This window comes from Dankookia rubra, assembly GCF_004355005.1.
Taxonomy (GTDB): Bacteria; Pseudomonadota; Alphaproteobacteria; order Acetobacterales; family Acetobacteraceae; genus Paracraurococcus; species Paracraurococcus ruber_A.
This window is the reverse complement of record NZ_SMSJ01000082.1, coordinates 1-22,979: the sequence shown is the minus strand read 5'-3', so window position 1 is coordinate 22,979 and position 22,979 is coordinate 1. Positions and strand designations below refer to the sequence as shown.

The following is a 22,979-nucleotide window of genomic DNA, read 5'->3' as shown; positions in this document are numbered from 1 at the left end:
CGGCCAAGCCTGCGGGCAAGCCGGCGAGCGCCCGACCGAAGCCGACCCGCGCCTCGGCCGGGGTGCCGGCGCGGCCGCGCGCCGCGGCGCAGAAGCCGCTGCCCCGCGCGAGGACCACGGGAGCCAAGCCCGCCGGTCCGGTCCAGGTCCGGGCGACCCCGACGGCCCGGCCGAAGCCGCCGGCGAAGGCCAAGCCCGAGCCGGCGACCACCGCCAAGCGCCAGGTCGCGGCCGGCCCGGAGGCCGCGCCGAAGCGTCCGCGCGGCAAGGTGAAGCTCGCGCCCGACCGTCTTGAGGAGCTGGTCGCCGCCGTGCGCGCCAGCCTGGAGGACGACAAGGCCGAGGACATCGTCGTGCTCGACGTCACCGGCCGGTCCGACGTCACCGACCGGATGATCCTTGCCACCGGCCAGGTGGAGCGGCAGCTCCAGGCCATGGCGACGCATGTCGAGGACGCGCTGGAAAAGGCCGGGATGAAGATCCGGCGCAACAAGATCGAGGCCTCCCCGGACTGGGTGCTGATCGATGCCGGCGACCTGCTGATCCACCTGTTCCGGCCGGAGATGCGCGTCACCTACGGGCTGGAGCGGATGTGGGGCCCGCAGAGCCCGGCGCCCGAAGGTCCGTCCGAGGGCTGAGCCTGTCCGGGGCCCTGTCCCGCGGAGTCCCGGCCGGGGGGGCGGCGTGAAGCCGCCCCGCCTGCTGGCGATCGGCCGGCTGAAGCCGGGGCCGGAGGCGGCGCTCTTCGAGCACTACAATGCCCGGCTGCGCCCGCCCCTGGTGGTGACCGAGCTGCCCGAGGCGCGCGGCAGCGCCGCCGAGGTGCGCCGGCGCGAGGGCGCCGCGCTGCTGGCCGCCCTGCCGGAGGGCGCGCTGCTGGTCGCCATGGACCTCGGCGGCCAGGCGCCGACCAGCGAGGCGCTGGCGGCGCTCGCCGAGCGCTGGGAGGCAACCGCGCGGCCGCTGGCCTTCGCCATCGGCGGGGCGGAGGGGCTGGACCCGACGGTGCTGGCCCGGGCGGATCACAAGCTGTCGCTCGGCCCGCTGACCTGGCCGCATTTCCTGGTGCGCGGCCTGCTGGCGGAGCAGTGGTACCGGGTGCAGGCGATCCGCGCCAACCATCCCTACCACCGGGCCTGGCGGCCGGGCTGAGACGCGCCGCCCCGGCGGTGGACAGCATCGCCCCCGCCGGCCGACACTTCGCCCCCCTATGTCACCGGGAATCCCCATATGGCTTGGCTGCTGCTCGCGGCGCTGCTCTGGATCTTCGTGCATGTCGGCATCTCCGGCAGCGGCCTGCGCGGCGCGATCGCCGGGCGGATCGGCGAGGGCGCCTATCGCGGCGTCTTCTCCGGCCTCTCCTTCCTCACCATCGCCCTGCTGGTGCGCGCCTGGGGCGCGGCGGAGACGACGCCGCTCTGGACTGCGCCGGACTGGCTGCGCTGGATCCTCGTGCTGCTGATGCTGCCGGCCTTCATCCTGTTCGTCGCCGCCGTCACCAAGCCCAACCCCACCGCCATCGGCGGCGATCGCGAACTGGGCGCCGAGCCGCGCGGCATCCAGCGCGTCACCCGCCATCCGATGCTCTGGGCCTTCGCGCTCTGGGCCTTCGTCCACCTGGTGGGCAATGGCGACAGCGCCGCGATCGTCTTCTTCGGCGCCTTCCTGGTGACGGCGCTGGCGGGAATGCCCTCGATCGACGCCAAGCTGGCGGCGCGGGTGCCGGGCGCCTGGCTGCGGCTGGCCGCCACCACCTCGATCCTGCCTTTCGGCGCCATCGCCGCCGGGCGCAACCGGCTGGTGCTGGCCGAGATCGGCTGGATCCCGCCGGTGGTCGGGCTGGTCGCCTGGGCGGCGCTGCTGCATTTCCACCGCAGCCTCTTCGGCGTCGCGCCGGTGCTGATGGGCGGCTGAGCCGCTTCGGTCACAAGCCCGTGGCATCGGCCCCGCACCGCTGCCGCCGCCACGGCGAACCGATACGGTCCGATCCGTGCCGCGCCCCGCGGACGGAGGAAACGCCGGATGGCCCCGACCAAGGCATGTGGCCGCCGATCCATGCTGCGCGCCGCGCTGCTCGTCCTGCCCGTCGCTGGCTGCAACCAGGCCAAGGTGGTCGAGGAACAGGCCTATGCCGGCCCGCGCCTGCCGATGCCGAGCCGCATCCTGGTGCGCGACTTCGCCGTCTCCCCGGCCGAGGTGCGGCTCGACCAGGGGATCCGCGGCCGGGTGGAGCAGGGCTTCTCCGCCGCCAGCTCTGACGAGCAGCGGCTGGCCGCGGCCCGCGCTGCCGCTTCCGCCCTGGCGGAGGCGCTGGTGCAGGCGCTGCGCGCCAGCCCCGACCTGCCGGTCGAGCGCATCCCGCCCGGCGCCGCGCCGATGCCCGGCCGCAGCCTGGTGGTCGAGGGCCGGCTGCTGGCGGTGGACGAGGGCAACCGCACGCAGCGGACGCTGATCGGCTTCGGCCGCGGCGAGGCGCGGATGGAGGCGGAGGCCGCGCTGTACTGGATCGAGCCCGGGGCGGCGCCGCGGCGGATCGAGGCCTTCGACGGCACCACCGACAGCGGAAGGGCGCCGGGCATGGCCGCCTCGCTCGGCGCCGGCGCGGCCGCGCGGCGGCTGGCGACCTCGGCCGCCCTCGGCGGCGGGGCGCATGGCGCGATCGAGGGCAGCCGGGCCGACGATACCGACGAGGCGAAGCGCATCGGCACCGCGCTCGGCGCCAGGGTGAAGCGGTTCTGCGTGGCGCAGGGCTGGGTCGCGGCGGGCGGCTGAGGGCCGAGGAAGGCGTTCCCAGAGGATCGTCCGGCGGCGGTGAGGCGATGCGCGAGCGCCTGCGCCGGCGGTGCGGCGCGGCGAAGTTGCGTCATGAACAGGCAACCCGATGCGTCGCAGGCCCGTTGGGTCATCTCCCCCCGGAGAGCTCCCTCATGTTCCTGCGCGTCAACAAGCTGCAGACCGAGCTGCCTGCGCCGAAGCGGCAAGACCCCAACGCCGCCGCCGCGCTGCAGGAACTGCTCGGCGGCAAGTACGGCGAGATGTCGACCCTCGGCAACTACCTGTTCCAGAGCTTCAACTTCCGCAGCAAGTCGAAGCTGAGCGCCTTCTACAGCCTGGTCGCCTGCATCACCGCCGAGGAGCTCGGCCATGTCGAGCTGGTGAGCAACGGCATCGCCATGCTGAACAACGGCCCGGATGCCAAGGCCGACGACAGCAAGGCCGGCGGCGACATCAGCGGCGCACCGATGGAAGCGATGAAGGACATCCGTTCCTTCGCCAGCTTCGCCTCGGGCGCCGGCGGGGCTCTGCCGGTGAACAGCAATTCCATGTCGTGGAACGTCGACATGGTGACCACGACCGGCAACGTGATCTTCGACCTGCTGCACAACTTCCACCTGGAATGCGGTGCCCGGCTGCACAAGCTGCGGGTTTATGAGACGCTGTCCGACCCGACGGGGCGCGAGGTCTGCGGCTACCTGCTGGTGCGCGGATCCGTCCATGCGCATGCCTATGCGCTGGCGCTGAAGCACCTGACCGGCGTCGAGATCGAGAAGATGCTGCCGACCCCGAACATCCCGCTCGGCAATATCCCGGAATGCCAGAAGTACCTGGACGAGGGCTCGCACCGCCGGCTCTATACCTTCAGCCCGAGCGACTACCAGGACATCGCCGCGGTCTGGGGCGGCGGCGAGATGGCGCTGCCGGGCGATCCGCCGGGCCCGCTGGAAGTGGTGGAGGGCATGCCGGACGGCGGCAAGATCCACGACCTCGTCGGCCAGCCCAACGTCTTCACGCCGGACTATGCGCCGGAGGAGATGTACGAGATCGCCGCCAAGCTGACGAAGAAGATGCGGTGAGATCGGGGAGGGAAAAATGTTCCCTCCCCAAACCCCTCCCTTTCTTTTTGTGGGTCCGGCACCCGCCGCGCGGCAGGTGCGAGATCCACGGACACAGAGGAGAGGCCAGGGAGGATACTTCCTCCCTGGCCTTGCTTCCTTCACCCCACCCTCTGCCGCACCCCATCCGCCACCAGCGTGCAGCCAGCGACCGCCAGCAGGATAGCGAGGCCCGGCCAGACCGCCGCCAGCGGGGCGGAGAAAACCATCTCCTGCGCAGTGGACAGCATGTTGCCCCAGGACGGCGCGGGCGGCTGGATGCCCAGGCCCAGGAAGGAGAGCGTGCTCTCGGCCAGGATCGCGCCGGCGACCGAGAGCGCGGTGGCGACCGCGATCGGCCCGGCGATGTTCGGCAGCACGTGGCGGAACAGCACCCGCGCCTCGGAGGCGCCGGCGACGCGGGCGGCGGCGACGTAGTCGAGCGAGAGTTGCGTCAGCGCCGCGGCGCGGGCCAGGCGCGCGACGCCGACCCAGCCGAAGGCCACCAGGATCGCGGCGATGCGGATGATGTCCGACAGCGCCTCGCCCCGCGGCAGGCCGAGGCGGCCGGTATCGACCGCGGCCAGCACCACCAGCAGCGGCAGCGCGGGCAGCGCCAACAGCCCGTCCGCCAGGCGCATCAGCACCGCCTCCGTCCAGCCGCCGGCCCAGGCCGCGAGCAGGCCGATCGCGGTGCCGAGCCCGGTCGCGCCCAGCGCCACGGCGAAGGCCACGGCCAGCGAGACGCGGGCGCCGAAGAGCAGCCGCAGCAGGATGTCGCGGCCGAGGTCGTCGGTGCCGAGCGGGTGGTCGGCCGAGGGCGCCGCGAAGCGGTTGAACAGGTCCGGCGTGAAGGGGTCGTGCCCCAGCCAGGCCTGCACCCAGGGTGCCGCGACGGCGCCGAGCAGCAGCGCGCCGAGCACGGCCAGCCCGAGCCGGAGCCGCATCAGCGCGACAGCCTCGGGTCGATCAGCCGCTGCGCGATGTCGGCGGCGAGCGTCGCCAGCATGGTCACCAGCGCCGCCAGCAGCAGGGCCAGCAGGGCAAGGTTGTAGTCGTTGCCCATGATGGCGTCGTAGATCAGCTTGCCCATCCCGGGGCGGGCGAAGATCGTCTCCGTCACCAGCGCGCCCGAGACCAGCCCGCCGGCATCGAGCGCCAGCACCGTGACCACCGGGATTGCCGCATTCGGGAAGGCGTGGCGCCAGAGCACGGCGCGTTCCGACAACCCCTTCATGCGGGCGGTGCGGATGTAGTCGGCGCCGAGTTCCGCCTGCAGGGCCGCCATGGAATGCCGCGCATAGGCGGCGAGGTTGACGATCGCCAGCGTGGCGACGGGCAGCAGCAGGAAACGTGCCGCCTCCACCGCTCCCGCGGCCTCGGCCGTGCCGCCGGCCGGCAGCCAGCCGAGCTGCACCGCGAAGAGGATCACCAGCAGGATGCCGAGCCAGAAGGTCGGCGTCGATTGCGCCAGGATGGCGATGCCATCGACCGCCAGCGCCGCCCCCCGCCGCACCGCGCCCCAGGCGCCGAGCAGCACGCCGAGGCCGGCGGCCAGCAGCAGCGACCAGCCGAGCAGGACGAGCGTCGAGCCGAGCGCCGGCCAGAGCACCTGCGCCGCCGGCACGGCAAACAGGCGGGAATGGCCGAACTCCCCCCGCAGCACGGCGGCCGCCCAGGCGAGGTAGCGGGCGCGCAGCGGCTGGTCGAGCCCGTGCAGCGCCCGCAGCCGCGCCGCATCGGCGGCGGTGAGCTGCGGGTCCGACATCAGCGCGAGGTCGATCGGGTCGCCCGGCATCAGGCCCATCGCGAGCCAGGTCGCGGCCGAGACCAGGACGAGGGTGACCGCGATCTGCACCAGGCGGCCGAGGACGAGGCGGAGCATCGCGACGATCCTAGCGCGATTTCTGGTCGGCGCCGAACCCGGGGCGCGCTAGCCTCGCCGGCAGAGGATGACGAACCAGGGCGTGCCGATCCGGATCGGCACGCCAGACGCAAGCGGTCCGATGGCCAGAGCGCCGGCAGGCGCGCCGGTCCAGATCGGCCCGCCCAAACAAGAGGAGGCGCCCCATGCCGGCCCCCATCACGCTGCAGGTCAATGGCCGCGAGGCGACCGTCACCGCCGAGCCCGATACCCCCCTGCTGTACATCCTGCGCAACGACCTGGAATTGAACGGTGCCAAATTCGGCTGCGGCCTCGGCCAGTGCGGCGCCTGCACGGTGCTGGTCGAGGGCCAGCCGGTGCCCTCCTGCGTGACGGAGCTGCAGGCGGTGGTGGGCCGGCCGGTCACCACGCTGGAAGGCCTCGGCACGCCGGACAACCTGCACAAGCTGCAGCGGGCCTTCATCGCCGAGCAGGCGGCGCAATGCGGCTACTGCATCGGCGGCATGATCATGGAGGCCAAGGCGCTGCTCGACCGCAATGCCGAGCCGACCGACCCCGAGATCCGCGAGGCGCTGTCGGCGCATCTCTGCCGCTGCGGCACCCACAACCGCATCGTCGCCGCCGTGCAGCGCGCCGTGAAGGAGGGCTGAGGCATGGCCACGACCCTGACCCGCCGCGGCCTCGGCGCCGCGGCCGCCGGGCTGACGCTGTTCTTCAGCCTGTCGCCCGCGGGGGCGCAGACGGCGCTGCCGGGCAGCCTGCAGACCAATCGCCGCCTCGATGCCTGGCTGCGCATCAGCGCCGACGGCACCGTCACCGTCTTCACCGGCAAGGTGGAGATCGGCCAGGGCGCCGTCACCGCCCTGCTGCAGATGGCGGCGGAGGAGCTGGACGTGGCGCCGGCCCGCATCCGCATGGTCTCCGGCGACACCGCGCTGACGCCGGACGAGGGGTTCACCGCCGGCAGCCAGTCGATGGAATACGGCGGCACCGCGCTGCGCTACGCCGCGGCCGAGGCGCGGGCGATCCTGCTGGACTTGGCCGCCGGGAAGCTCGGCGTGCCGGCCGCGTCGCTGACGGTCAGCGACGGGGCGATCGCGGCGCCGGGCGGCGCGGGCACGACCTACTGGGCGGTGGCGCAGGCGAACAGCCTGCGGCGCGAGGCGACGGCGAGCGTCGCGCCGAAGCCGCCCGGCCAGCACCGGATCGTCGGCACCAGCCTGCCGCGGCTCGACATCCCGGCCAAGGTCACCGGCGGGGCCATCTACGTGCAGGACATGCGCCTGCCCGGCATGCTGTTCGGCCGCGTCGCCCGGCCGCCGAGCTACGGGGCGAAGCTGGTCTCGGTCGATCTCGACGCGGTGCGGGCGATGCCCGGCGTGGTCGCGGTGGTGCGGGACGGGCGCTTTCTCGGCCTCGTCGCCGAGCGCGAGGAACAGGCGGTGAAGGCGCGGCTGGCGCTGCAGGCCGCGGCGCGCTGGGAGGTGCCGGCGGCGCTGCCCGACCCGGCGCGGCTGCATGAGGACCTGCGGGCGCGGAAGACCGACGACACGATCGCCTCCGAGAAGCGCGGCGACGCGCCGGCGGTGGCGCGCCGGCTGAGCGCCAGCTTCACCAAGCGCTACATCGCGCATGCCTCGATCGGGCCCTCCGCCGCGGTCGCGCATTACGCGGCCGATGGCAGCAGCGTGCATGTCTGGTCGCACAGCCAGGGCGTCTTCCCGCTGCAGCGCGACCTGGTGCGGGTGCTGAAGCTTTCCCCCGCCGCAGTCGTCGTCAGCCATGCGCAGAATGCCGGCTGCTACGGCCACAACGGCGCCGACGACGCGGCGCTGGACGCGGCGCTGCTGGCCCGCGCCGTGCCCGGCCGGCCGGTGAAGCTGCAATGGATGCGGGACGACGAGTTCCAATGGGAACCCTACAACCCCGCCATGGAGATGGCGCTCTCGGCCGGCCTCTCGGCCGAGGGCCGCATCGTGGAGTGGACGCATGAGGTCTGGAGCAACCACCACAACAACCGGCCGCTGAACCCGAAGGAGGGCTCGAACCTGCTGGCGAGCTGGCACCTGGCCGAGCCGCATCCGCCGGTCTACCCGCGCGCGCTGCCGCAGCCCGCGGGCTCGGGCGACCGCAACGCGGTGCCGCTCTATGACTTCCCCAATCAGAAAGTAGTCTTCCACCTGATCCCCGAGGCGCCGCTGCGGACCTCGGCGCTGCGGACGCTCGGCGCCTATGGCAATGTCTTCGCGGTCGAGTCCTTCATGGACGAACTCGCCGCGGCGGCCGGCGCCGACCCGGTGGCCTTCCGCCTGGCGCACCTGAAGGACGCAAGGGCGCGGGCGGTGATCGAGGCGGCGGTGAAGCTCGCCGCCGAGGACCAAGGCGAGTTGCCGCGCGGGATCGGCTTCGCCAGGTACAAGAACCTCTCGGCCTATGTCTGCTGCATCGCCGAGGTGGCGCTGGACCGCGACAGCGGCGCCGTGCGGGTGCCGCGGGTCTGGTCGGCGGTCGATGCCGGGCAGGTCATCACGCCCGACGGGCTGCTCAACCAGATCGAGGGCGGCATCATCCAGGCCGTGAGCTGGACGGTGAAGGAGGACCTGCCCTTCGACGTTAAGGGCATCCTGGCGAAGGACTGGAGCCGGTACCCGATCCTCGGCTTCGCTGAGGTGCCGAAGCTGCGGACCGCGGTGCTGAACCGGCCGGACGAGAAGCCGCTCGGCGCCGGGGAGGCGAGCCAGGGCCCGGCCGGGGCGGCCGTGGCGAATGCCCTGGCGCGGGCGCTCGGCAAGCGGGTGCGGGCGCTGCCCTATACGGCGGAGCGGGTTAAGGCCGCGATGGCCTGAGGGGAGGCCGGGGCGCTGCCCCGGGCCCCGCGAAGGGGGCGAAGCCCCCCTTCGAGACCCCCCGTCCGGTCAGGGCTGGGCCGGCTTCCGCAGCACCGCGTCCGCCAGCAGGGCGAGGACGCCGCAGACGATGCCGGCATCGGCGATGTTGAAGACGTACCAGTCCCAGCCCCAGGCATGCGCGCGGATGAAATCCACCACTGCGCCGAAGCGCAGCCGGTCGATGACGTTGCCGACCGCGCCGCCGATCACCGCGCCGAGCGCCAGCGCCACCATCCGGGTCTCGGCCCGCACCAGCCAGCGCAGCAGGAAGCCGGCGATGCCGGCGGCCAGCAGCGCCAGGAGGACATGGTTCAGCGGCCCCTCGCCCGAGAGCAGGCCGAAGGTGACGCCGCGGTTCCAGACCATCGTCAGGTCGAGGCCGAAGGGGCCGGCCTGGACCAGCGCGAGATTGCGCAGCGCCGGCAGGTCGAGCCCGTGCAGCACCCACCACTTGCTCGCCTGGTCGGCGACCAGCAGCAGCAGCGCCATGCCGAGGCCGGGGCGGAGCCCGGCGCGGGCCGGCAGCAGGGCGGCGGCCGCGGCGCTCACCGGCGTTCCACCACCGCGTCGCAGCGGCGGCAGAGGGTCGGGTGCCGCTTCGATTCGCCGACCTCTTCCAGCACGCGCCAGCAACGGTCGCACTTGGCGCCGGGGGCGGCCTCGGCGACCGCCGCGGCGGTCTCCTCCGCCGTCTCCAGCGTGACGGTGCTGGTGATGCAGACCTCGGCCCAGCCCTCGGCGTCCAGCAGCCCGGCATCCGCGGCCGGCAGCGCCAGGCGCGGCGCCGCCTGCAGCGAGGCGCCGATCAGCCCGTCCCGCCGCGCGCCTTCCAGCACGCCGGTGACGACGCCGCGGATCTCCCGCACCCGCGCCCATTTCGCCGCCAGCGCCGCATCCCGCCACCCCTCCGGCACGAAGGGGAAGTCGGTCAGGTGGATGCTGCCCTGCTCGTCCGGGAAGCGGGCCAGCCAGGCTTCCTCCGCGGTGAAGACCAGCACCGGCGCCAGCCAGGCGCAGAGGCAGCGGTGCAGCACGTCCAGCACCGTGCGCGCGCTGCGCCGGCGGTGGCTGTCCGGCGCGTCGCAGTAGAGCGCGTCCTTGCGGATGTCGAAGTAGAAGGCCGAGAGGTCGGTGGCGCAGAAATTGTGGATCTCCGGCACCACCCCGGCCCAGTCGTAGTCCTCGGCCGCCTTGCGGACGCGGGCGTCGATCTCGCCGAGGCGGTGCAGCACCCAGCGCTCCAGCTCCGGCAGCTCCGCATAGGGGACCGTCTCGCTCTCCTCGAAGCCGGCGAGATTCCCCAGCAGCCAGCGCAGCGAGTTGCGGATGCGGCGGTAGAGCTCGGCCTGCTGCTTCAGGATCTCCGGCCCGATCCGCAGGTCCTCGGCGGTGTCGGAGTTCATCACCCAGAGCCGCAGGATGTCGGCGCCGTACTGCTTCAGCACGTCCTGCGGCGCCGTGGTATTGCCCAGCGACTTCGACATCTTGCGGCCCTGCTCGTCGAGCACGAAGCCATGCGTCAGGATCGCCTTGAAGGGCGCGACGCCCTGGCTGCCGACCGATTCCAGCAGCGAGGACTGGAACCAGCCGCGATGCTGGTCGGAGCCCTCGAGGTAGAGGTCGGCCGGGAAGGGCAGGCCGTGGTCGGGCAGGACGAAGGCATGCGTGCTGCCGGACTCGAACCAGACATCGAGGATGTCCATCACCTGCTCGTAGCCCGCGGGGTCGCGGTCATTGCCGAGGAAGCGCTGCGCCGCGCCCGGCTGGTACCAGGCATCCGCCCCTTCCACCCGGAAGGCCTCGATGATGCGCTCCATCACCGCGGGGTCGCGCAGCGGCTCGCCCGTGGACTTGTCGACGAAGACGGCGATCGGCACGCCCCAGGCGCGCTGCCGGCTGATGCACCAGTCCGGCCGGGTCGCGACCATGCCGCCGATGCGGTTGCGCCCCATGTCGGGGACGAAATGCGTCGCGTCCAGCGCTTCCAGCGCCTTGGCGCGGATCCGGTTGGCGTCGTCCATGGCGATGAACCACTGCGGCGTGGCGCGGAAGATCACCGGCTTCTTCGACCGCCAGCTATGCGGGTAGCTGTGCGTCAGCCTGGCCTTCGCCACCAGCGTGCCGGCCCGCTCGCAGGCGGCGTAGATGGCGTCATGCGCCTTGAAGACGTGCAGCCCCTCGAAGCCCGGCGCCCAGCGGGTGAAGGTGCCGTCGTCGGCCACCGTCTCCGGCACCGGCAGGCCGAATTGGCGGCCGAGGTTGAAGTCGTCCTCGCCATGGCTCGGCGCGATGTGGACGAAGCCGGTGCCGGCCTCTGTGGTCACGAAATCGCCGGGCAGCAGGGGCGCGTCGAAGTCGTAGCCGGCGCCGCGCAGCGGATGCGCCGTGACCGCGCCGGCAAGCTCCTCGCCCTTCAGCACGCGCTTCACGGTATGCGCGCCGAGCTTCGCATCCCGCTCGAATTGCGGCAGCAGCGGCAGGGCGACCAGCAGCATCTCGCCGGGGACGAGATAGGAGCCCTCCCCGACGCCCTCGACATGCACCAGCGCGTAGTCGATCTCCGGCCCATAGGCGACGGCGCGGTTGGCCGGGATGGTCCAGGGCGTCGTCGTCCAGATCACCACGGAGGCGCCGGCCAGGTCCGCGGCGCCGGCGCTCAGCACGCGGAAGCGCGCCCAGAGGGTGGGCGAGACATGGTCGTGGTACTCGATCTCGGCCTCGGCCAGCGCGGTCTTCTCGACCGGGCTCCACATCACCGGCCGCAGGCCGCGATAGAGCGAGCCGTTCATCAGGAACTTGCCGATCTCCCGCACGATCGCCGCCTCGCTCGGCAGGTCCATCGTGGCGTAGCGGTGCTCCCAGTCGCCGAGCACGCCGAGCCGCTTGAATTCGTCGCGCTGCACGCCGAGCCAATGCGCCGCATAGGCGCGGCACTCCGCGCGGAACTCCAGCACCGGGACGTCGTCCTTTCGGCGGCCGCCCTGGTACTTGCCCTTGGGGTCGCGGTACTCCTCCTCGATCTTCCACTCGATCGGCAGGCCGTGGCAGTCCCAGCCCGGCACGTAGTCCGCGTCCTTGCCCGACATCTGGGCGGCGCGGTTGATCACGTCCTTCAGGATCTTGTTCAGCGCGTGGCCGATATGCAGCGGGCCGTTTGCATAAGGGGGGCCGTCATGCAGCACGAAGGTTTCGCGGCCCTTCGACTGCGCCCGCAGCCGGGCGCGCAGGCCGAGCCTTTCCCAGCGCTCGAGCCATTGCGGCTCGCGCTTCGGCAGGTCGCCGCGCATGGGGAAGGGGGTGTCGGGCAGGAAGACGGTGCCGCGGTAGTCGCGGGCGGGAGCTTCGGCGGGGGTCTCGGTCATGGTCTGGTTCCTGGCCGCGCCCTGGCGCGGCGGCGGAGCGGGGAAAGCGCGCGGTCGGGGTCCCGGCCCTCAGGCGAGGACCGGGCCGATAATCAGGCCGGCAATTCGGCCGGGGCCGCGGCGATGCGTCCAGCGCTGCATGGCGGGGTTATGCGGAGCGGACCGGGGCCGGGTCAAGCGCCGGGACGGGCGCCGCGGTCGGAGTGTTGTCCGGGGTTCCCCGGCGGGGTGGCGTCCGGGATTCCCCGGCGGGGTGGCGTCCGGGATTCCCCGGCGGGGTGGCGTCCGGGATTCCCCGGCGGGGTGGCGTCCGGGATTCCCCGGCGGGGTGGCTCAGGGCAGCAGCCCGGCGCGGCAGTCGCCCGGCGTCGCGCCGGCCCCGGCCAGGGCGGCGCAGAGCAGCCCGGCGCGCAGTGGCCAGTGCTCGGCAGGCGGCGGCGGGGCGCCGGCGAGGTAGCGCGGCTGGTCGCCGAGCGCGATCGCCGCCGCCACCCCGGGCTCCGCCGCCACCTCCAGCGCCACCGGTCCGGCCTGGCCGAAGCCGAGCACCACCAGCAGGCCGGCCCCGATTTCCGTCCGCAGCCGGAGCAGCGCATCCCGCAGCGCCGCCGGCTGGGCGGCCGGGGAGAGCGGCGGGTAGGGCGGCACGCCCGGGATCTCGGCCCCGGCGGCCAGCGTGTCGAGCTCGACCACCAGCGCCTCCGCTGCCAGCAGGGCCTGAATGGCGCGGTACCGCAACGGCACGGGCGCCTCGGGGTCGGGGAGCAGGACCACGGCGGCGTCGCCCGGCTGCCAGCCGAGCGGCAGGGCCAGCAGCACCGGGAAGGGCGCATCCGCGCCGGGCGGCTGGAGCCAGAGCGCCTCGCGCCAGACCGGGTCCTCCGCCGCGGCGGGGCGGGGGAGCAGCAACCCGAGCAGCAGGGCAAGGCAGGGCACGAAGCGCATGGCGGGATCCCCATGCAGCCGTAATGGATACAGCCACGGAGGGAGAAGCCGCGGGGTCGGCTCCTGCTGCATGGCTCACACCCGCGTGAAGGTCGCGCCGTGTGCTGCCGCACCTCCGGCCGGTTTGGCTGGACCTGGCCGGCGTCCCGTGATAGGAAAAAATACCTTGCTCTTTGACAGCCGAATTCGTCCTGGCACATGCCCCGCTTGCCCGCGCGGTGCGCAAGGCCCGCTCCGATCCCATGCGCTCCCTCGGGCTTTATCCGAAACCCGGCGAAGGGTGCCGATCAAATCCCGAATTCCTAAAGTCCCCGGTTTCCCAGGGGCCTCGGCCCCTGGGCGGGATGCCCGGGAGGGCAGTTCCCTCACGGCGGGAGTTCGGGGGCGGAGCCCCGCGGGCTTCACCCCAGCGCCGCCCGCGCGTCCTCGGCATCCCGGGCGATGGCGAGCTTCAGCGCCTCCAGCCCATCGAACTTCGCGTCGGGCCGGAGGAATTTCACCAGCCGCACGCCGATCTCCCGGCCATAGAGGTCGCCCGACCAGTCGAAGACGAAGGTTTCCAGCCGCGTCTCCGGGTCGCCGCCGAGGGTCGGGCGGCGGCCGACATTGGCGACCCCCTTGGCTTCCGTGCCGTCCGGCATCGCCACGGTCACGGCATAGACGCCGCGCGCCGGCTCCAGGTACCGGCCGAGCCACATGTTGGCGGTCGGCCAGCCCAGCACCCGGCCGAGCTTGTCGCCGTGCACCACCTCGCCGCGGATCTCCCAGGGCCGGCCGAGCATGGCCGTGGCGCGTTCGGGATAGCCGTCCTGCAGCGCCCGGCGGATCCGGGTCGAGGAGATCGGCCCCTGCGCATCGACCAGCGGGGGGACGATGGTGGTGCCGATCCCCGCCGCCTCGGCGAGGCGGGCGATGGTGGAGGCGTCGCCGCCGCGGCGGTGGCCGAAGGCGAAGTCCTGGCCGCAGGACAGGTGCACGGCGCCGAGCCCCTGGCGCAGCACCTGGTCGAAGAAGGCCTCGGCCGGCATGGCGGCGAGCGCGGCGTCGAAGCGCAGCGCGTAGACCACCGCGGCGCCGGCCGCGCCCAGCGCCGCCGCCTTGGCGGGCAGCAGGGTCAGCCGGAAGGGCGGGTCCTCCGGGCGGAAATGCTCGCGCGGATGCGGCTCGAAGGTCAGGGCCGCGAGCTTGGCGCCGGGCCGCGCCGCATGCGCCGCGGCCAGCACCGCGAGATGCCCGCGATGCACGCCGTCCATGTTGCCGAGCGCGATGCTGGCGCCGCGCAGCGCGGCGGGTACGTCGCGCCAATCGGTGAGGATGGCAGGCGTCATTCCGCCGCCTGCCGCTGGGCCTGGCGCGCCGCCCGGCTGGGCACCGAGACCAGCGCCTCGCCCTCGAGCACCGGCTTGCCGCGCACCGCGCAGACCGTCCGCAGGGTGGCGCGGTGCTTCTCCGGGTGCAGCGCCAGCACCTCGACCGTCGCGGTCACCGTCTCCCCGATGCGGACGGGGGCGCGGAACTTCAGGCTCTGCGACATGTAGATCGTCCCCGGCCCGGGCAGCTGGGTGCCGAGCACCTTGGTGATCAGCCCGGCCGCCAGCATGCCATGGGCGATGCGCTCGCCGAAGACCGTGGACTTCGCGTAGTCGGCGTTCAGGTGCATCGGGTTGGTGTCGCCGGTGACGGCGGCGAAGAGCACGATGTCGGCCTCGGTGATCGTCTTGCCGAAGCTGGCGGTGAGGCCGACCGAGAGATCCTCGAAACACAGGCCGTCGGACATGCGGAACCCTGACTGATGCGCCCGCCGGTCTAGCCCCCGCCCCGGGAAGCGACAAGGATGGCGCCGCACCGCAGGAAGGATCCCCAGCATGCCCGCGACCGAGATCGGCTCCTCCGACCGCCTGCTCGCCGAGCTCCGCCAATGGGTGGAGCACGAGACCCCGACGCCGGACGGGGCCGCGGTGAACGGGCTGATGGACCAGGCCGAGGCCGGGCTGCGGGCGGTGGGCGCGGCGATCGAGCGGCTGCCGGGCAGCCGGGGCTTCGGCGACACGCTGGTCGCGCGGACGCCGGGGGAAGGCGCGCCGGTGGTCGTCGCCGGGCACCTCGACACGGTCTGGGACCATGGGACGCTGGCGAAGTCCATGCCCTTCCGGGTCGAGGGCGAGCGCGCCCATGGCCCCGGCATCTACGACATGAAGGCCGGCAGCTTCTTCGCCTTCCACTCGGTGCGTGAGATCCTGCGCCAGGGGACCAGGACGCGCCGTCCCATCACCCTGCTGCTGACCCCGGACGAGGAGGTCGGCAGCCCGACCTCCCGCGCGCCGATCGAGGCCGCGGCGCGCGGGGCGCGTGCGGTGCTCATCCCCGAGCCCGCCGGCGGCCCGCAGGGCGCCTGCGTCACCGGCCGCAAGGGCACCGGCGGCTTCACCCTGACGATCGAGGGCCGCAGCGCCCATGCCGGCGGCAATTGGTCGGAGGGGCGGAGCGCGGTGGTGGCGCTGTCCCGCGCCATCCTGGCGGTGCATGACCTGACCGACCTCGGCCGCGGCGTCACCACCAACGTCGCGCCCATCTGGGGCGGCACGCGGCCCAACGTGATCCCGCCCGAGGCCGGCTGCCGGATCGACTTCCGGGCGCCTTCGCTCGCCGAGGCGGAGCGCGTCATCGCCGCGATCCGGGCGCTCGGCGTCGAGGAGGACGGCATCCGCATCACCCTGGAAGGCGGGCTGAACCGCCCGCCGCTCGAGGAGACGGCCGAGGGCCTGGCGCTGTTCGAGGCGGCGCGGGCGATCGCCGGGCGGATCGGCTACGACCTGCCGAAGCAGCACCGCGGCGGCGGCTCGGACGGCAACTTCACCGCCGCCATGGGTATCCCCACGCTCGACGGCCTCGGCTGCACCGGCGCCGGGGCGCATGCGCCGGAGGAGCACATCCGCTGGGCCGACCTGGTGCCGCGCTGCGCCGTGCTCTGCGAGCTGCTGGAGACGATCGACTGAGCGGCCGGCGGCACCGGGCGGGCCGGTTCAGGCCTGCGCCTGCGGCGCTCCGGTCATCGGCCCGTTCAGAAGAAATTGGCGCGGTCGTCGGCCAGCAGCAGCGGGTAGGCGCGGGTGGCGCGGTCGCCACCGTCGAGCCGGTCGGCCAGCCCGTCCAGCCAGCCGGCGAACCAGGCGCGGCCGTAATTGCCGCTGCCCGGCAGCGGGTTCTCCATGACCGAGGCGCCGGCCTGGAAGGCGGCGCGGCCGGCGGCGTAGAGGTCGTCGGTGACGCGGCGGTTCTCGGGGTCGACTGACAGCGGCATGGCGGGTGTCCGGCGGTTGCGCCGGCAGCATAGCGCATCGGCACCGTTGCGCCGCCTTCCGGGCCCGGCGCGAACGGGTCTAGCCTCGGGCCGGAGGTGACGCATGCCACAGGCCCTGATCATCGGCGCGGGAGATGGCCTTTCGGCCTCGCTCGCGCGGCTGCTGGCGCGGGAGGGCTACGGCGTGGCGCTCGCCGCGCGGAACCCTGCCAAGCTCGCGGCCCTCGCGGCCGAGTGCGGCGCCACCACCCATGCCTGCGACGCGGCGGAGGCCGGGCAGGTCGCCGCGCTCTTCGCCGCGACGGGGGAGGCCGAGGTGGTGGTCTACAACCCGAGCTACCGCACCCGCGGCCCGATCGCCGAGCTGGACCCGGCGGAGGTGCAGCGCAGCCTGCAGGTCTGCGCCTTCGGCGGCTTCCTGGCGGTGCGGGAGGCGGCGCGGCGGATGCTGCCCCGGGGCTCCGGCACCATCCTGCTGACCGGGGCGAGCGCCGGGGTGAAGGGCTATCCGCTGAGCGCGCCCTTCGCCATGGGCAAGTTCGCCCTGCGCGGCCTGGCGCAGTCGGCGGCGCGGGAACTGCACCCGAAGGGCGTGCATGTGGCGCATGTCGTCGTCGACGGCGGCATCCGCAGCGCCCGGCGGCCGGAGCCGCAGCAGGGCGGGGATACGCTGCTCGACCCGGATGCGATCGCCGAGACCTACCTGCACCTGATCCGCCAGCCACGCAGCGCCTGGAGCTGGGAGATCGAGCTGCGGCCCTGGGTGGAGAAGTTCTGAGAACGGCCAGGGTGCCATCCCCGCCTGAGCAATCTCGGGTAGAAACTCATTACTTTATTAATGGGTCTCGGGTGAAACTCTTGGGAAAGCAGGGCAGATTTGACCACAGGGACGTGCCCTGAAACGAGTTCTGCCTTGCTGCGTTACCGACTCACTTGTATGTGTGTCAGCGACGATCACAATTACCGGAGCCGCTCTATGCGCGCTGCGCAGCCGTCGACCGAAGCAGAACCCGAAACCACCGACCAGTCGGCCCTGCGGCTGATGCTATCCTATGTCGAGGCCGAATGCCTGCGCATGGGCGCGACCGATGCGGCGCGGCATGCGGCGCTGGCGGCCTCGCTGATGCCCGATACCCCGCCGCCGCGGGAGGTGGAGGCCGAGCCGCGGGCGATCCGCCGGCCTCGCGGCACCCGGCTGCACTGACGCGCACCCCGGAGCCACCGGGGCTCCGCCCTGCTGCGACGGCGGTCCGCCTGCGGAGGTGACCGCGAAGCGCCGGCCGCATCGCGTCCTGCCGGCGACCCGCACCCTATCCCCGCCGCAGCAGGAACAGCGCCTGCTCGCCGAACAGGTTGGCCAGCCGCGGGGACCGCCGCCATGGCGCTCTCAGCCCCTGCTCGTCCACTGCCAGCCAGCGCTCGATCACGTAGTTCTCCAGCGCGCAGAGGTCGAAGAAGTCCTTGATCGTGCAGGGATGGATGTTCGGCGTTTCGTACCATTCGCGGTGCCAGGTCTCGGTCACCGGCATCTTCCCCGTGCTGACCAGCTGCCAGCGCAGCAGCCAATGGCCGAAATTGGGAAAGGAGACGATGGCGTGCCGGCCGATGCGCAGCATCTGCCGCAGCACTTCCCGCGGCCGCTCCACCGCCTGCAGGGTGCGGGACAGGATCACGTAGTCGAAGGCGCCGTCGGGGTAGAAGGCCAGGTCGTGGTCGGCATCGCCCTGGATCACCGCGAGCCCCGCGGCCACCGCCTGGGTGGCCTGGGCCATGTCGATCTCGATCCCCCGCGCATCGGCGCCCTTCTCCGCGGACAGATGCGCCAGCAGCGCGCCGTCGCCGCAGCCGATATCCAGCACCGTCTGGCCATGCGGCACCATCTCCGCGATCAGGCGGAGGTCGAGCCGCATGTTCTTGGCGACGTAGCGGACGGGGTGGTGGGTGTCGGGCATGCTGGGGGCCTGGGGTAAGGGGGGGGGTGATCGACTGCGGCCGGCGCTGCTCTGGTCAGGCCTGGCCGAGTGCCTGTTCGAGCAGGGCGGGCGTCACCCGCGCGCCCATGGCCCGGGCCGCCTGCAGCGGGGTCATCCCCTTGGCATCGGTCTTCCGCGGGTCGGCGCCGCGGGCCAGCAGCAGTTCCACCACCGCGGCCCGGTCGAACAGCGCGGCGGTCAGCAGCGCGGTCCGGCCGTCCGCCCCGGCGCCGTCCAGCGCCGCGCCGTGGTCCAGCAGCAGCGCCACCATCGCCGCGTCGCCCTGGTAGGCTGCGCCGACGACCGGCAGCTGGCCCTTGGCATTGGCGAGGCCAGGATCGGCGCCGCGGTCCAGCAGCAGCCGGGCCGTCGCCTGCCGGCCGGCATAGGCGGCGACCATCAGCAGGCTGTCGCCGCGGGCATTCTGCGCATCGGGCGGCAGGCCCTCGTCCAGCCGGGCGCTCAGGCCATCCGCCTCGCCCTCCCGCGCCAGGTCGAAGGCGGCGTCCTCCATCCTCAGACCCCTAAGCGGTCGGCGCAGCCGGCGAGGAAGCCGCCCAGCGCGCGGTGGAAGTCCGGCTCCTCCAGCAGGAAAGCATCGTGGCCCTTGTCGGAGGCGATCTCGACGAAGGAGACATTGGCCGCCGCGGCGTTGAGCGCGCGGACGATGCTGCGGCTCGCGCTGGTCGGGTAGAGCCAGTCGCTGCTGAAGGACGCCACGAAGAAGCGCGTGCCGCTGCCGCGGTAGGCATTCGCCAGGTCGCCGCCATGCTCGGCGGCGATGTCGAGGTAGTCGGTCGCCCGGGTGATGGTCAGGTAGGAATTCGCGTCGAACCGGCGGACAAAGGTGCTGCCCTGGTGGCGCAGGTAGCTCTGCACCTCGAAGACGTCCTCGAGCAGCGTCAGGGTCTGCGCCCCGCGCAGCTTGCGGCCGAATTTCCGCTGCAGCGCCTCCTCGGACAGGTAGGTGATGTGCGCCACCATGCGGGCGACCGAGAGGCCCTGGGCCGGCACCCGGCCGTCCTCCCAGTAGCGGCCGCCGCGCCAGTCGGGGTCGGCATGGATGGCGGCGCGGCCGACCTCGTCGAAGGCGATGTTCTGGGCGCTGTGCTGGGCGGCGGTGGCGATGGGCACGGCGGCATAGACCGCGTCGGGGTAGCAGGCCGCCCATTGCAGCGCCTGCATACCGCCGAGCGAGCCGCCGACGACGGCCAGCAGGCGGCGAATGCCGAGCCGGTCGACCAGCATCTTCTGCTGCCGCACCATGTCGCGGACGGTGATGTTGGGGAAATCCGTCCCCCAGGGGCGGCCCATGCCCCGCCCCTCGGCATCGGTCATCTCCTCGCGCGGGCCGGTGCTGCCCATGCAGCCGCCGAGGACATTGGCGCAGATCAGGAAGTAGCGGTCGGTGTCGAGCGGCTTGCCCGGGCCGACGACGCTGTCCCACCAGCCCGGCTTGCCGGTCAGCGGATGCGTCTCGGCCACGTACTGGTCGCCGGTCAGCGCATGGCAGATCAGCACGGCATTGCTCCGCGCCGCGTTCAGGGTGCCGTAGGTGCGGTAGGCGACGGCATGGCGGGCCAGCACGGTGCCGCAATCCAGCGCCAGGCCGTCCTCGAAGACGGCCCGCTGGTGGTCCACCTGCGGGAAGGGGGCGACGGGGGCTGACATGGCGGGCGGGTTCCTCGGGCGCCATGCATAGAGCAGAACGCGCCCCGCCGGAACCGCGCCCAAGAATCGCGCGGGGCCGTGATCGACTTGGCGGCCGGCCCGGCCGCGTCTAAAGCAGGGCGGAAAGAACCCTCGGACCATGACCTCAGCCGCCGACACCGCGCCTTCGCCCGCCTCGCCGCCCGCTGCCGAGGCCGCCCTCGCGGCGCTGCGGGGCGAGATCGATCGCCTCGACGACCAGCTGCATGACCTGGTGATGCGCCGGGCCGAGGTGGTGGCCTCGCTCGCCGCCAGCCGGGTCAAGGGCGGCGCCAGCCCGCTGCGCCCGGGGCGGGAGGCGATGATCCTGCGCCGGTTGCTGCACCGCCACCACGGCGACCTGCCGCCCGGCGCCATGGTGCGGCTTTGGCGGGAGATCCTCGCCTCCAGCAGCGCCATGCAGGGCGGTTTCAGCGTCGCAGTCTATGCCCGCGACCCCGACCAGCCGCGGCTGGCGCGGGAGCATTTCGGCAGCATGACGCCGGTGCGCAGCATGCCGACCGCGGCCCAGGCGCTGGCCGCCGTCGGGTCGGGGGAGGCCCAGGTGGCGGTGCTGCCGCTGCCGGAGGAAGGCGAGCCGCCCGAGCAGGCCTGGTGGATGGGGCTCGACGCGCCGCGGCTGCAGGTGGTGGCGCGGCTGCCCTTCTGGGCGGCGCATGCCGAGACGCTGCCGGAAGCCTTCGCCGTCACCCCCGGCGCGCCCGACCCGAGCGGCGCCGACCGGTCGTTGCTGCGGCTGGAACTGGCCAAGGACCTTGGCCGCCCCCAATTGCTGGCGGCGCTGGCCACCGCCGGCCTTGCCCCCCGCACCATGCTGATCCGCCGCGACGGCGGGGTGGTGCGGGCCCTGGCGGAGGTGGACGGCGTGGTGGCCGAGGGCGATCCGCGCCTGGCCGCGCTGCCCTTCGACCGCGCCCTGCCGCTGGGCTTCTACGCGGTGCCCGAGAGAGGAAACCAAGGCTGATGCCTGCCCTTATGCCGCGCCCCTCCATCCTCTCGATCGAGCCCTATGTCGGCGGCGAGTCGAAGATCCCGGGCGTCAACCGGATCGTGAAGCTGTCCTCGAACGAGGGCGCCTTCGGCGTGCCGCCCGGGGTGCAGGACGCCTATGCCAAGCTGGCGACCGAGCTGCACCGCTACCCCGATGGCGGCGCGACGGCGCTGCGCGAGGCGATCGGCGCCCGCTTCGGGCTGGATCCGGCGCGGATCGTCTGCGGCAACGGCTCGGACGAGCTGATCGGCGCGCTGATCCTGTCCTATGGCGGGGAGGGGACCGAGCTGGTGATGAGCGCGCATGGCTTCGTCATGTACGACATCGCCGGGCGCTATGCCGGCTGCCAGGTGATCAAGGTGCCGGAGCGCAACCTCACCGCCGACGTGGACGCCATGCTGGCCGCGGTCGGGCCGCGCACCCGGCTGATGTTCCTGGCCAACCCGAACAACCCGACAGGGTCGATCCTGCCGGCGTCCGAGGTCGAGCGGCTGCGCGCCGGGCTGCGCGAAGACGTGCTGCTGGTGCTGGATTCGGCCTATGCCGAATACGTCACCCGGCCGGACTACGACCCGGGCACGGCGCTGGTCGAGGCCGGGACCAACACGGTGATGACGCGGACCTTCAGCAAGGTCTTCGGGCTCGGCGGCGTGCGGCTCGGCTGGTGCTACGCGCCGCCGCACGTCGCGGACATCCTCAACCGCGTGCGCGGGCCGTTCAACGTGAACGCGCCGGCCATGGTCGCCGGCATCGCGGCGCTGGCCGAGCCCGGCTGGGTCGAGAAGTCGGTCGCCCACAACGACGAATGGCGGACCAAGGTCAGCGACGGGCTGCGCGCGCTGGGGCTCACCGTGCACCCGAGCGAGGGCAATTTCATCCTGGCCGATTTCGGCACCGCGGAGCGTGCTAGGGATGCGGATGCGGCGCTGAAGGTGCGCGGGCTGATCGTCCGAGCCATGGGCGCCTACAGCCTGCCGCAATGCCTGCGGATCACCATCGGCAATGCCGAGGAATGCGGCATGGTGCTCGACGCGCTCGGCGCCTTCCTGCGCGGCCGGGATGGCTGAATTCCTGTTCGAGCGGCTCTGCCTGATCGGCGTCGGGCTGATCGGCAGCTCGGTCGCGCGGGCGGCGAGGGCCAAGGGCGGCATCGCTCGCACCATCGTCGCGCATACCCGCCGGCCGGAGACGCTGGCGCGGGTGCGCGAGCTCGGCTTCGCCGACCTGGTCGAGGCCGACGCGGGCCGGGCGGTGGAGGGCGCGGATTGCGTCATCCTTTGCGTGCCCGTCGGCGCCTATGCCGGGGTGATGCGGCGGATTGCGCCGCACCTGGCGCCGGGCTGCATCCTGAGCGATGCGGGATCCACCAAGGGCAGCGTCATCCGCGACCTGAAGCCGCTGCTGCCGGCCGGCGTGCAGCTGGTGCCGGCGCACCCGATGGCGGGCACCGAGCACAGCGGCCCCGATGCCGGCTTCGCCGAGCTCTTCGAGAACCGCTACGTCATCATCACGCCCGTGCCCGGCGGCGACCCGGCCGCGGCCGAGCGGATCGCCGAGCTCTGGCGTCGGCTCGGCTCGATGGTCGAGCGGATGGATGCGGAGACGCATGACAAGGTGGTGGCGATCGTGTCGCACCTGCCGCACCTGATCGCCTTCACCATCTGCGGCACCGCGGACGACCTGGCGGAGGAGACGCGCGAGGCGGTGCTGCGCTTCGCGGCGTCCGGCTTCCGCGACTTCACCCGCATCGCCTCCAGCGACGTCGACATGTGGCGCGACATCTTCCTGAACAACCGCGACGCGCTGCTGGAGATGCTGGCCCGCTTCACCGAGGACAGCCACGCGCTGGCGCGCGCGGTGCGCTACGGCCAGGCGGACTTCATCGAGGACCGCATCCGGCGCGGGCGGCGGATCCGGCGGGGCCTGATCGAGCGGAAGCAGGCCTAGTGTCCTGATTCCGTAATTCCTCCGATCTGCTGTGTTTGGAGGCAGAAGCGCTGGATGGCGGCGAGGATGTCATCTGCGGACTTGGTCCAGCGGAAAGGCTTTGGG

Annotated in this window: 24 protein-coding genes; 13 read left to right on the top strand and 11 right to left on the bottom strand. The window is 72.9% G+C overall.

Going from position 1 to position 22,979, the window contains the following annotated elements:
• The 5 genes from rsfS to E2C06_RS29300 form a co-directional block, all read left to right on the top strand.
• Nucleotides 1-638 (top strand): ribosome silencing factor (rsfS, locus tag E2C06_RS29320; protein ID WP_338324248.1); only part of this gene is annotated, 638 nt, incomplete at its 5' end.
• Nucleotides 639-684: 46 nt separating this feature from the next.
• A complete protein-coding gene (locus tag E2C06_RS29315; RefSeq protein WP_241671529.1) occupies nucleotides 685-1,152 on the top strand; it encodes a 23S rRNA (pseudouridine(1915)-N(3))-methyltransferase RlmH in 468 nt (155 codons plus the stop codon).
• 78 nt (nucleotides 1,153-1,230) lie between these two features.
• Nucleotides 1,231-1,914 (top strand): NnrU family protein, encoded by a 684-nt coding sequence (locus E2C06_RS29310; RefSeq protein WP_133292126.1) that lies wholly within the window; start codon nucleotides 1,231-1,233, stop codon nucleotides 1,912-1,914.
• Between the two features lie 108 nt (nucleotides 1,915-2,022).
• The gene (locus E2C06_RS29305; protein WP_133292125.1) at nucleotides 2,023-2,772 is read left to right on the top strand and encodes a DUF4410 domain-containing protein; all 750 of its coding nucleotides are present in this window, start codon (nucleotides 2,023-2,025) and stop codon (nucleotides 2,770-2,772) included.
• Between the two features lie 155 nt (nucleotides 2,773-2,927).
• Nucleotides 2,928-3,854 carry a manganese catalase family protein gene (locus tag E2C06_RS29300; RefSeq protein WP_133292124.1) on the top strand — a complete coding sequence of 309 codons (927 nt, stop codon included), beginning with the start codon at nucleotides 2,928-2,930 and terminating at the stop codon, nucleotides 3,852-3,854.
• A 140-nt stretch (nucleotides 3,855-3,994) separates the two neighbouring features.
• On the opposite strand, the gene E2C06_RS29295 is transcribed toward E2C06_RS29300, so the two are convergent.
• Both E2C06_RS29295 and E2C06_RS29290 read right to left on the bottom strand, forming a co-directional pair.
• A complete protein-coding gene (locus tag E2C06_RS29295) occupies nucleotides 3,995-4,819 on the bottom strand; it encodes an ABC transporter permease (protein WP_241671528.1) in 825 nt (274 codons plus the stop codon).
• Nucleotides 4,819-5,757 (bottom strand): ABC transporter permease, encoded by a 939-nt coding sequence (locus tag E2C06_RS29290; RefSeq protein WP_133292122.1) that lies wholly within the window; start codon nucleotides 5,755-5,757, stop codon nucleotides 4,819-4,821. Before E2C06_RS29290 ends, E2C06_RS29295 begins: the two co-directional genes overlap by 1 nt.
• 185 nt (nucleotides 5,758-5,942) lie before the next feature.
• Here E2C06_RS29290 and E2C06_RS29285 point away from each other — a divergent pair, with 185 nt between their 5' ends.
• Together E2C06_RS29285 and E2C06_RS29280 are read left to right on the top strand one after the other, a co-directional pair.
• On the top strand, nucleotides 5,943-6,407 hold the full coding sequence (locus tag E2C06_RS29285) for a (2Fe-2S)-binding protein (RefSeq protein ID WP_133292121.1): 465 nt from the start codon (nucleotides 5,943-5,945) through the stop codon (nucleotides 6,405-6,407).
• Between the two features lie 3 nt (nucleotides 6,408-6,410).
• Nucleotides 6,411-8,603 carry a xanthine dehydrogenase family protein molybdopterin-binding subunit gene (locus tag E2C06_RS29280; RefSeq protein WP_133292120.1) on the top strand — a complete coding sequence of 731 codons (2,193 nt, stop codon included), beginning with the start codon at nucleotides 6,411-6,413 and terminating at the stop codon, nucleotides 8,601-8,603.
• A 69-nt stretch (nucleotides 8,604-8,672) separates the two neighbouring features.
• Here E2C06_RS29280 and lspA read toward each other — a convergent pair whose 3' ends face one another.
• From lspA to E2C06_RS29255, 5 genes are all read right to left on the bottom strand, one after another.
• Complete coding sequence (gene lspA, locus E2C06_RS29275; protein ID WP_133292128.1) at nucleotides 8,673-9,134, bottom strand: signal peptidase II; 462 nt, start codon at nucleotides 9,132-9,134, stop codon at nucleotides 8,673-8,675.
• Nucleotides 9,135-9,190: 56 nt separating this feature from the next.
• Complete coding sequence (gene ileS / locus E2C06_RS29270; RefSeq protein WP_133292119.1) at nucleotides 9,191-12,007, bottom strand: isoleucine--tRNA ligase; 2,817 nt, start codon at nucleotides 12,005-12,007, stop codon at nucleotides 9,191-9,193.
• Between the two features lie 333 nt (nucleotides 12,008-12,340).
• Nucleotides 12,341-12,952: a hypothetical protein gene (locus E2C06_RS29265; RefSeq protein ID WP_133292118.1), complete on the bottom strand. Its 612-nt coding sequence runs from the start codon at nucleotides 12,950-12,952 to the stop codon at nucleotides 12,341-12,343.
• A gap of 401 nt (nucleotides 12,953-13,353) precedes the next feature.
• Complete coding sequence (locus E2C06_RS29260) at nucleotides 13,354-14,280, bottom strand: bifunctional riboflavin kinase/FAD synthetase (RefSeq protein ID WP_133292117.1); 927 nt, start codon at nucleotides 14,278-14,280, stop codon at nucleotides 13,354-13,356.
• The gene (locus E2C06_RS29255) at nucleotides 14,277-14,729 is read right to left on the bottom strand and encodes a MaoC family dehydratase (protein ID WP_133292116.1); all 453 of its coding nucleotides are present in this window, start codon (nucleotides 14,727-14,729) and stop codon (nucleotides 14,277-14,279) included. The genes E2C06_RS29260 and E2C06_RS29255 overlap by 4 nt, the downstream gene beginning before the upstream one ends.
• An 88-nt stretch (nucleotides 14,730-14,817) precedes the next feature.
• On the opposite strand from E2C06_RS29255, the gene E2C06_RS29250 reads away from it, so the two are divergent.
• Complete coding sequence (locus tag E2C06_RS29250; RefSeq protein WP_133292115.1) at nucleotides 14,818-15,948, top strand: M20 family metallopeptidase; 1,131 nt, start codon at nucleotides 14,818-14,820, stop codon at nucleotides 15,946-15,948.
• Nucleotides 15,949-16,013: 65 nt separating this feature from the next.
• Here the strand turns inward: E2C06_RS29250 and E2C06_RS29245 are convergent, their stop codons facing one another.
• Complete coding sequence (locus E2C06_RS29245; protein WP_165982739.1) at nucleotides 16,014-16,253, bottom strand: hypothetical protein; 240 nt, start codon at nucleotides 16,251-16,253, stop codon at nucleotides 16,014-16,016.
• Nucleotides 16,254-16,356: 103 nt separating this feature from the next.
• On the opposite strand from E2C06_RS29245, the gene E2C06_RS29240 reads away from it, so the two are divergent.
• Both E2C06_RS29240 and E2C06_RS29235 read left to right on the top strand, forming a co-directional pair.
• Nucleotides 16,357-17,031, top strand: a complete 675-nt coding sequence (locus E2C06_RS29240) for an SDR family NAD(P)-dependent oxidoreductase (RefSeq protein ID WP_133292114.1) — start codon at nucleotides 16,357-16,359, stop codon at nucleotides 17,029-17,031.
• A gap of 198 nt (nucleotides 17,032-17,229) precedes the next feature.
• Nucleotides 17,230-17,457, top strand: coding sequence for a hypothetical protein (locus tag E2C06_RS29235; protein ID WP_133292113.1), 228 nt, complete (start codon nucleotides 17,230-17,232; stop codon nucleotides 17,455-17,457).
• A 106-nt stretch (nucleotides 17,458-17,563) separates the two neighbouring features.
• Here E2C06_RS29235 and metW read toward each other — a convergent pair whose 3' ends face one another.
• From metW to metX, 3 genes are all read right to left on the bottom strand, one after another.
• Nucleotides 17,564-18,163 carry a methionine biosynthesis protein MetW gene (gene metW / locus E2C06_RS29230; protein WP_133292127.1) on the bottom strand — a complete coding sequence of 200 codons (600 nt, stop codon included), beginning with the start codon at nucleotides 18,161-18,163 and terminating at the stop codon, nucleotides 17,564-17,566.
• Nucleotides 18,164-18,260: 97 nt separating this feature from the next.
• Entirely contained in the window at nucleotides 18,261-18,740 is a 480-nt protein-coding gene (locus E2C06_RS29225; protein ID WP_133292112.1) for an ankyrin repeat domain-containing protein, read from the bottom strand.
• Nucleotides 18,741-18,742: 2 nt separating this feature from the next.
• The gene (gene metX / locus E2C06_RS29220) at nucleotides 18,743-19,897 is read right to left on the bottom strand and encodes a homoserine O-acetyltransferase MetX (RefSeq protein ID WP_241671527.1); all 1,155 of its coding nucleotides are present in this window, start codon (nucleotides 19,895-19,897) and stop codon (nucleotides 18,743-18,745) included.
• A gap of 139 nt (nucleotides 19,898-20,036) precedes the next feature.
• Between metX and E2C06_RS29215 the strand changes: the two genes are divergently transcribed.
• Genes E2C06_RS29215 through E2C06_RS29205 form a run of 3 tightly spaced genes read left to right on the top strand, consistent with a single transcriptional unit; the run spans nucleotide 20,037 to nucleotide 22,874 of the window.
• Nucleotides 20,037-20,900, top strand: coding sequence for a chorismate mutase (locus E2C06_RS29215; RefSeq protein WP_133292110.1), 864 nt, complete (start codon nucleotides 20,037-20,039; stop codon nucleotides 20,898-20,900).
• Entirely contained in the window at nucleotides 20,900-21,994 is a 1,095-nt protein-coding gene (gene hisC / locus E2C06_RS29210) for a histidinol-phosphate transaminase (RefSeq protein WP_133292109.1), read from the top strand. Before E2C06_RS29215 ends, hisC begins: the two co-directional genes overlap by 1 nt.
• Nucleotides 21,987-22,874 (top strand): prephenate/arogenate dehydrogenase family protein, encoded by an 888-nt coding sequence (locus E2C06_RS29205; RefSeq protein ID WP_133292108.1) that lies wholly within the window; start codon nucleotides 21,987-21,989, stop codon nucleotides 22,872-22,874. Before hisC ends, E2C06_RS29205 begins: the two co-directional genes overlap by 8 nt.
• The last annotated feature ends 105 nt before the right edge of the window (nucleotides 22,875-22,979 follow it).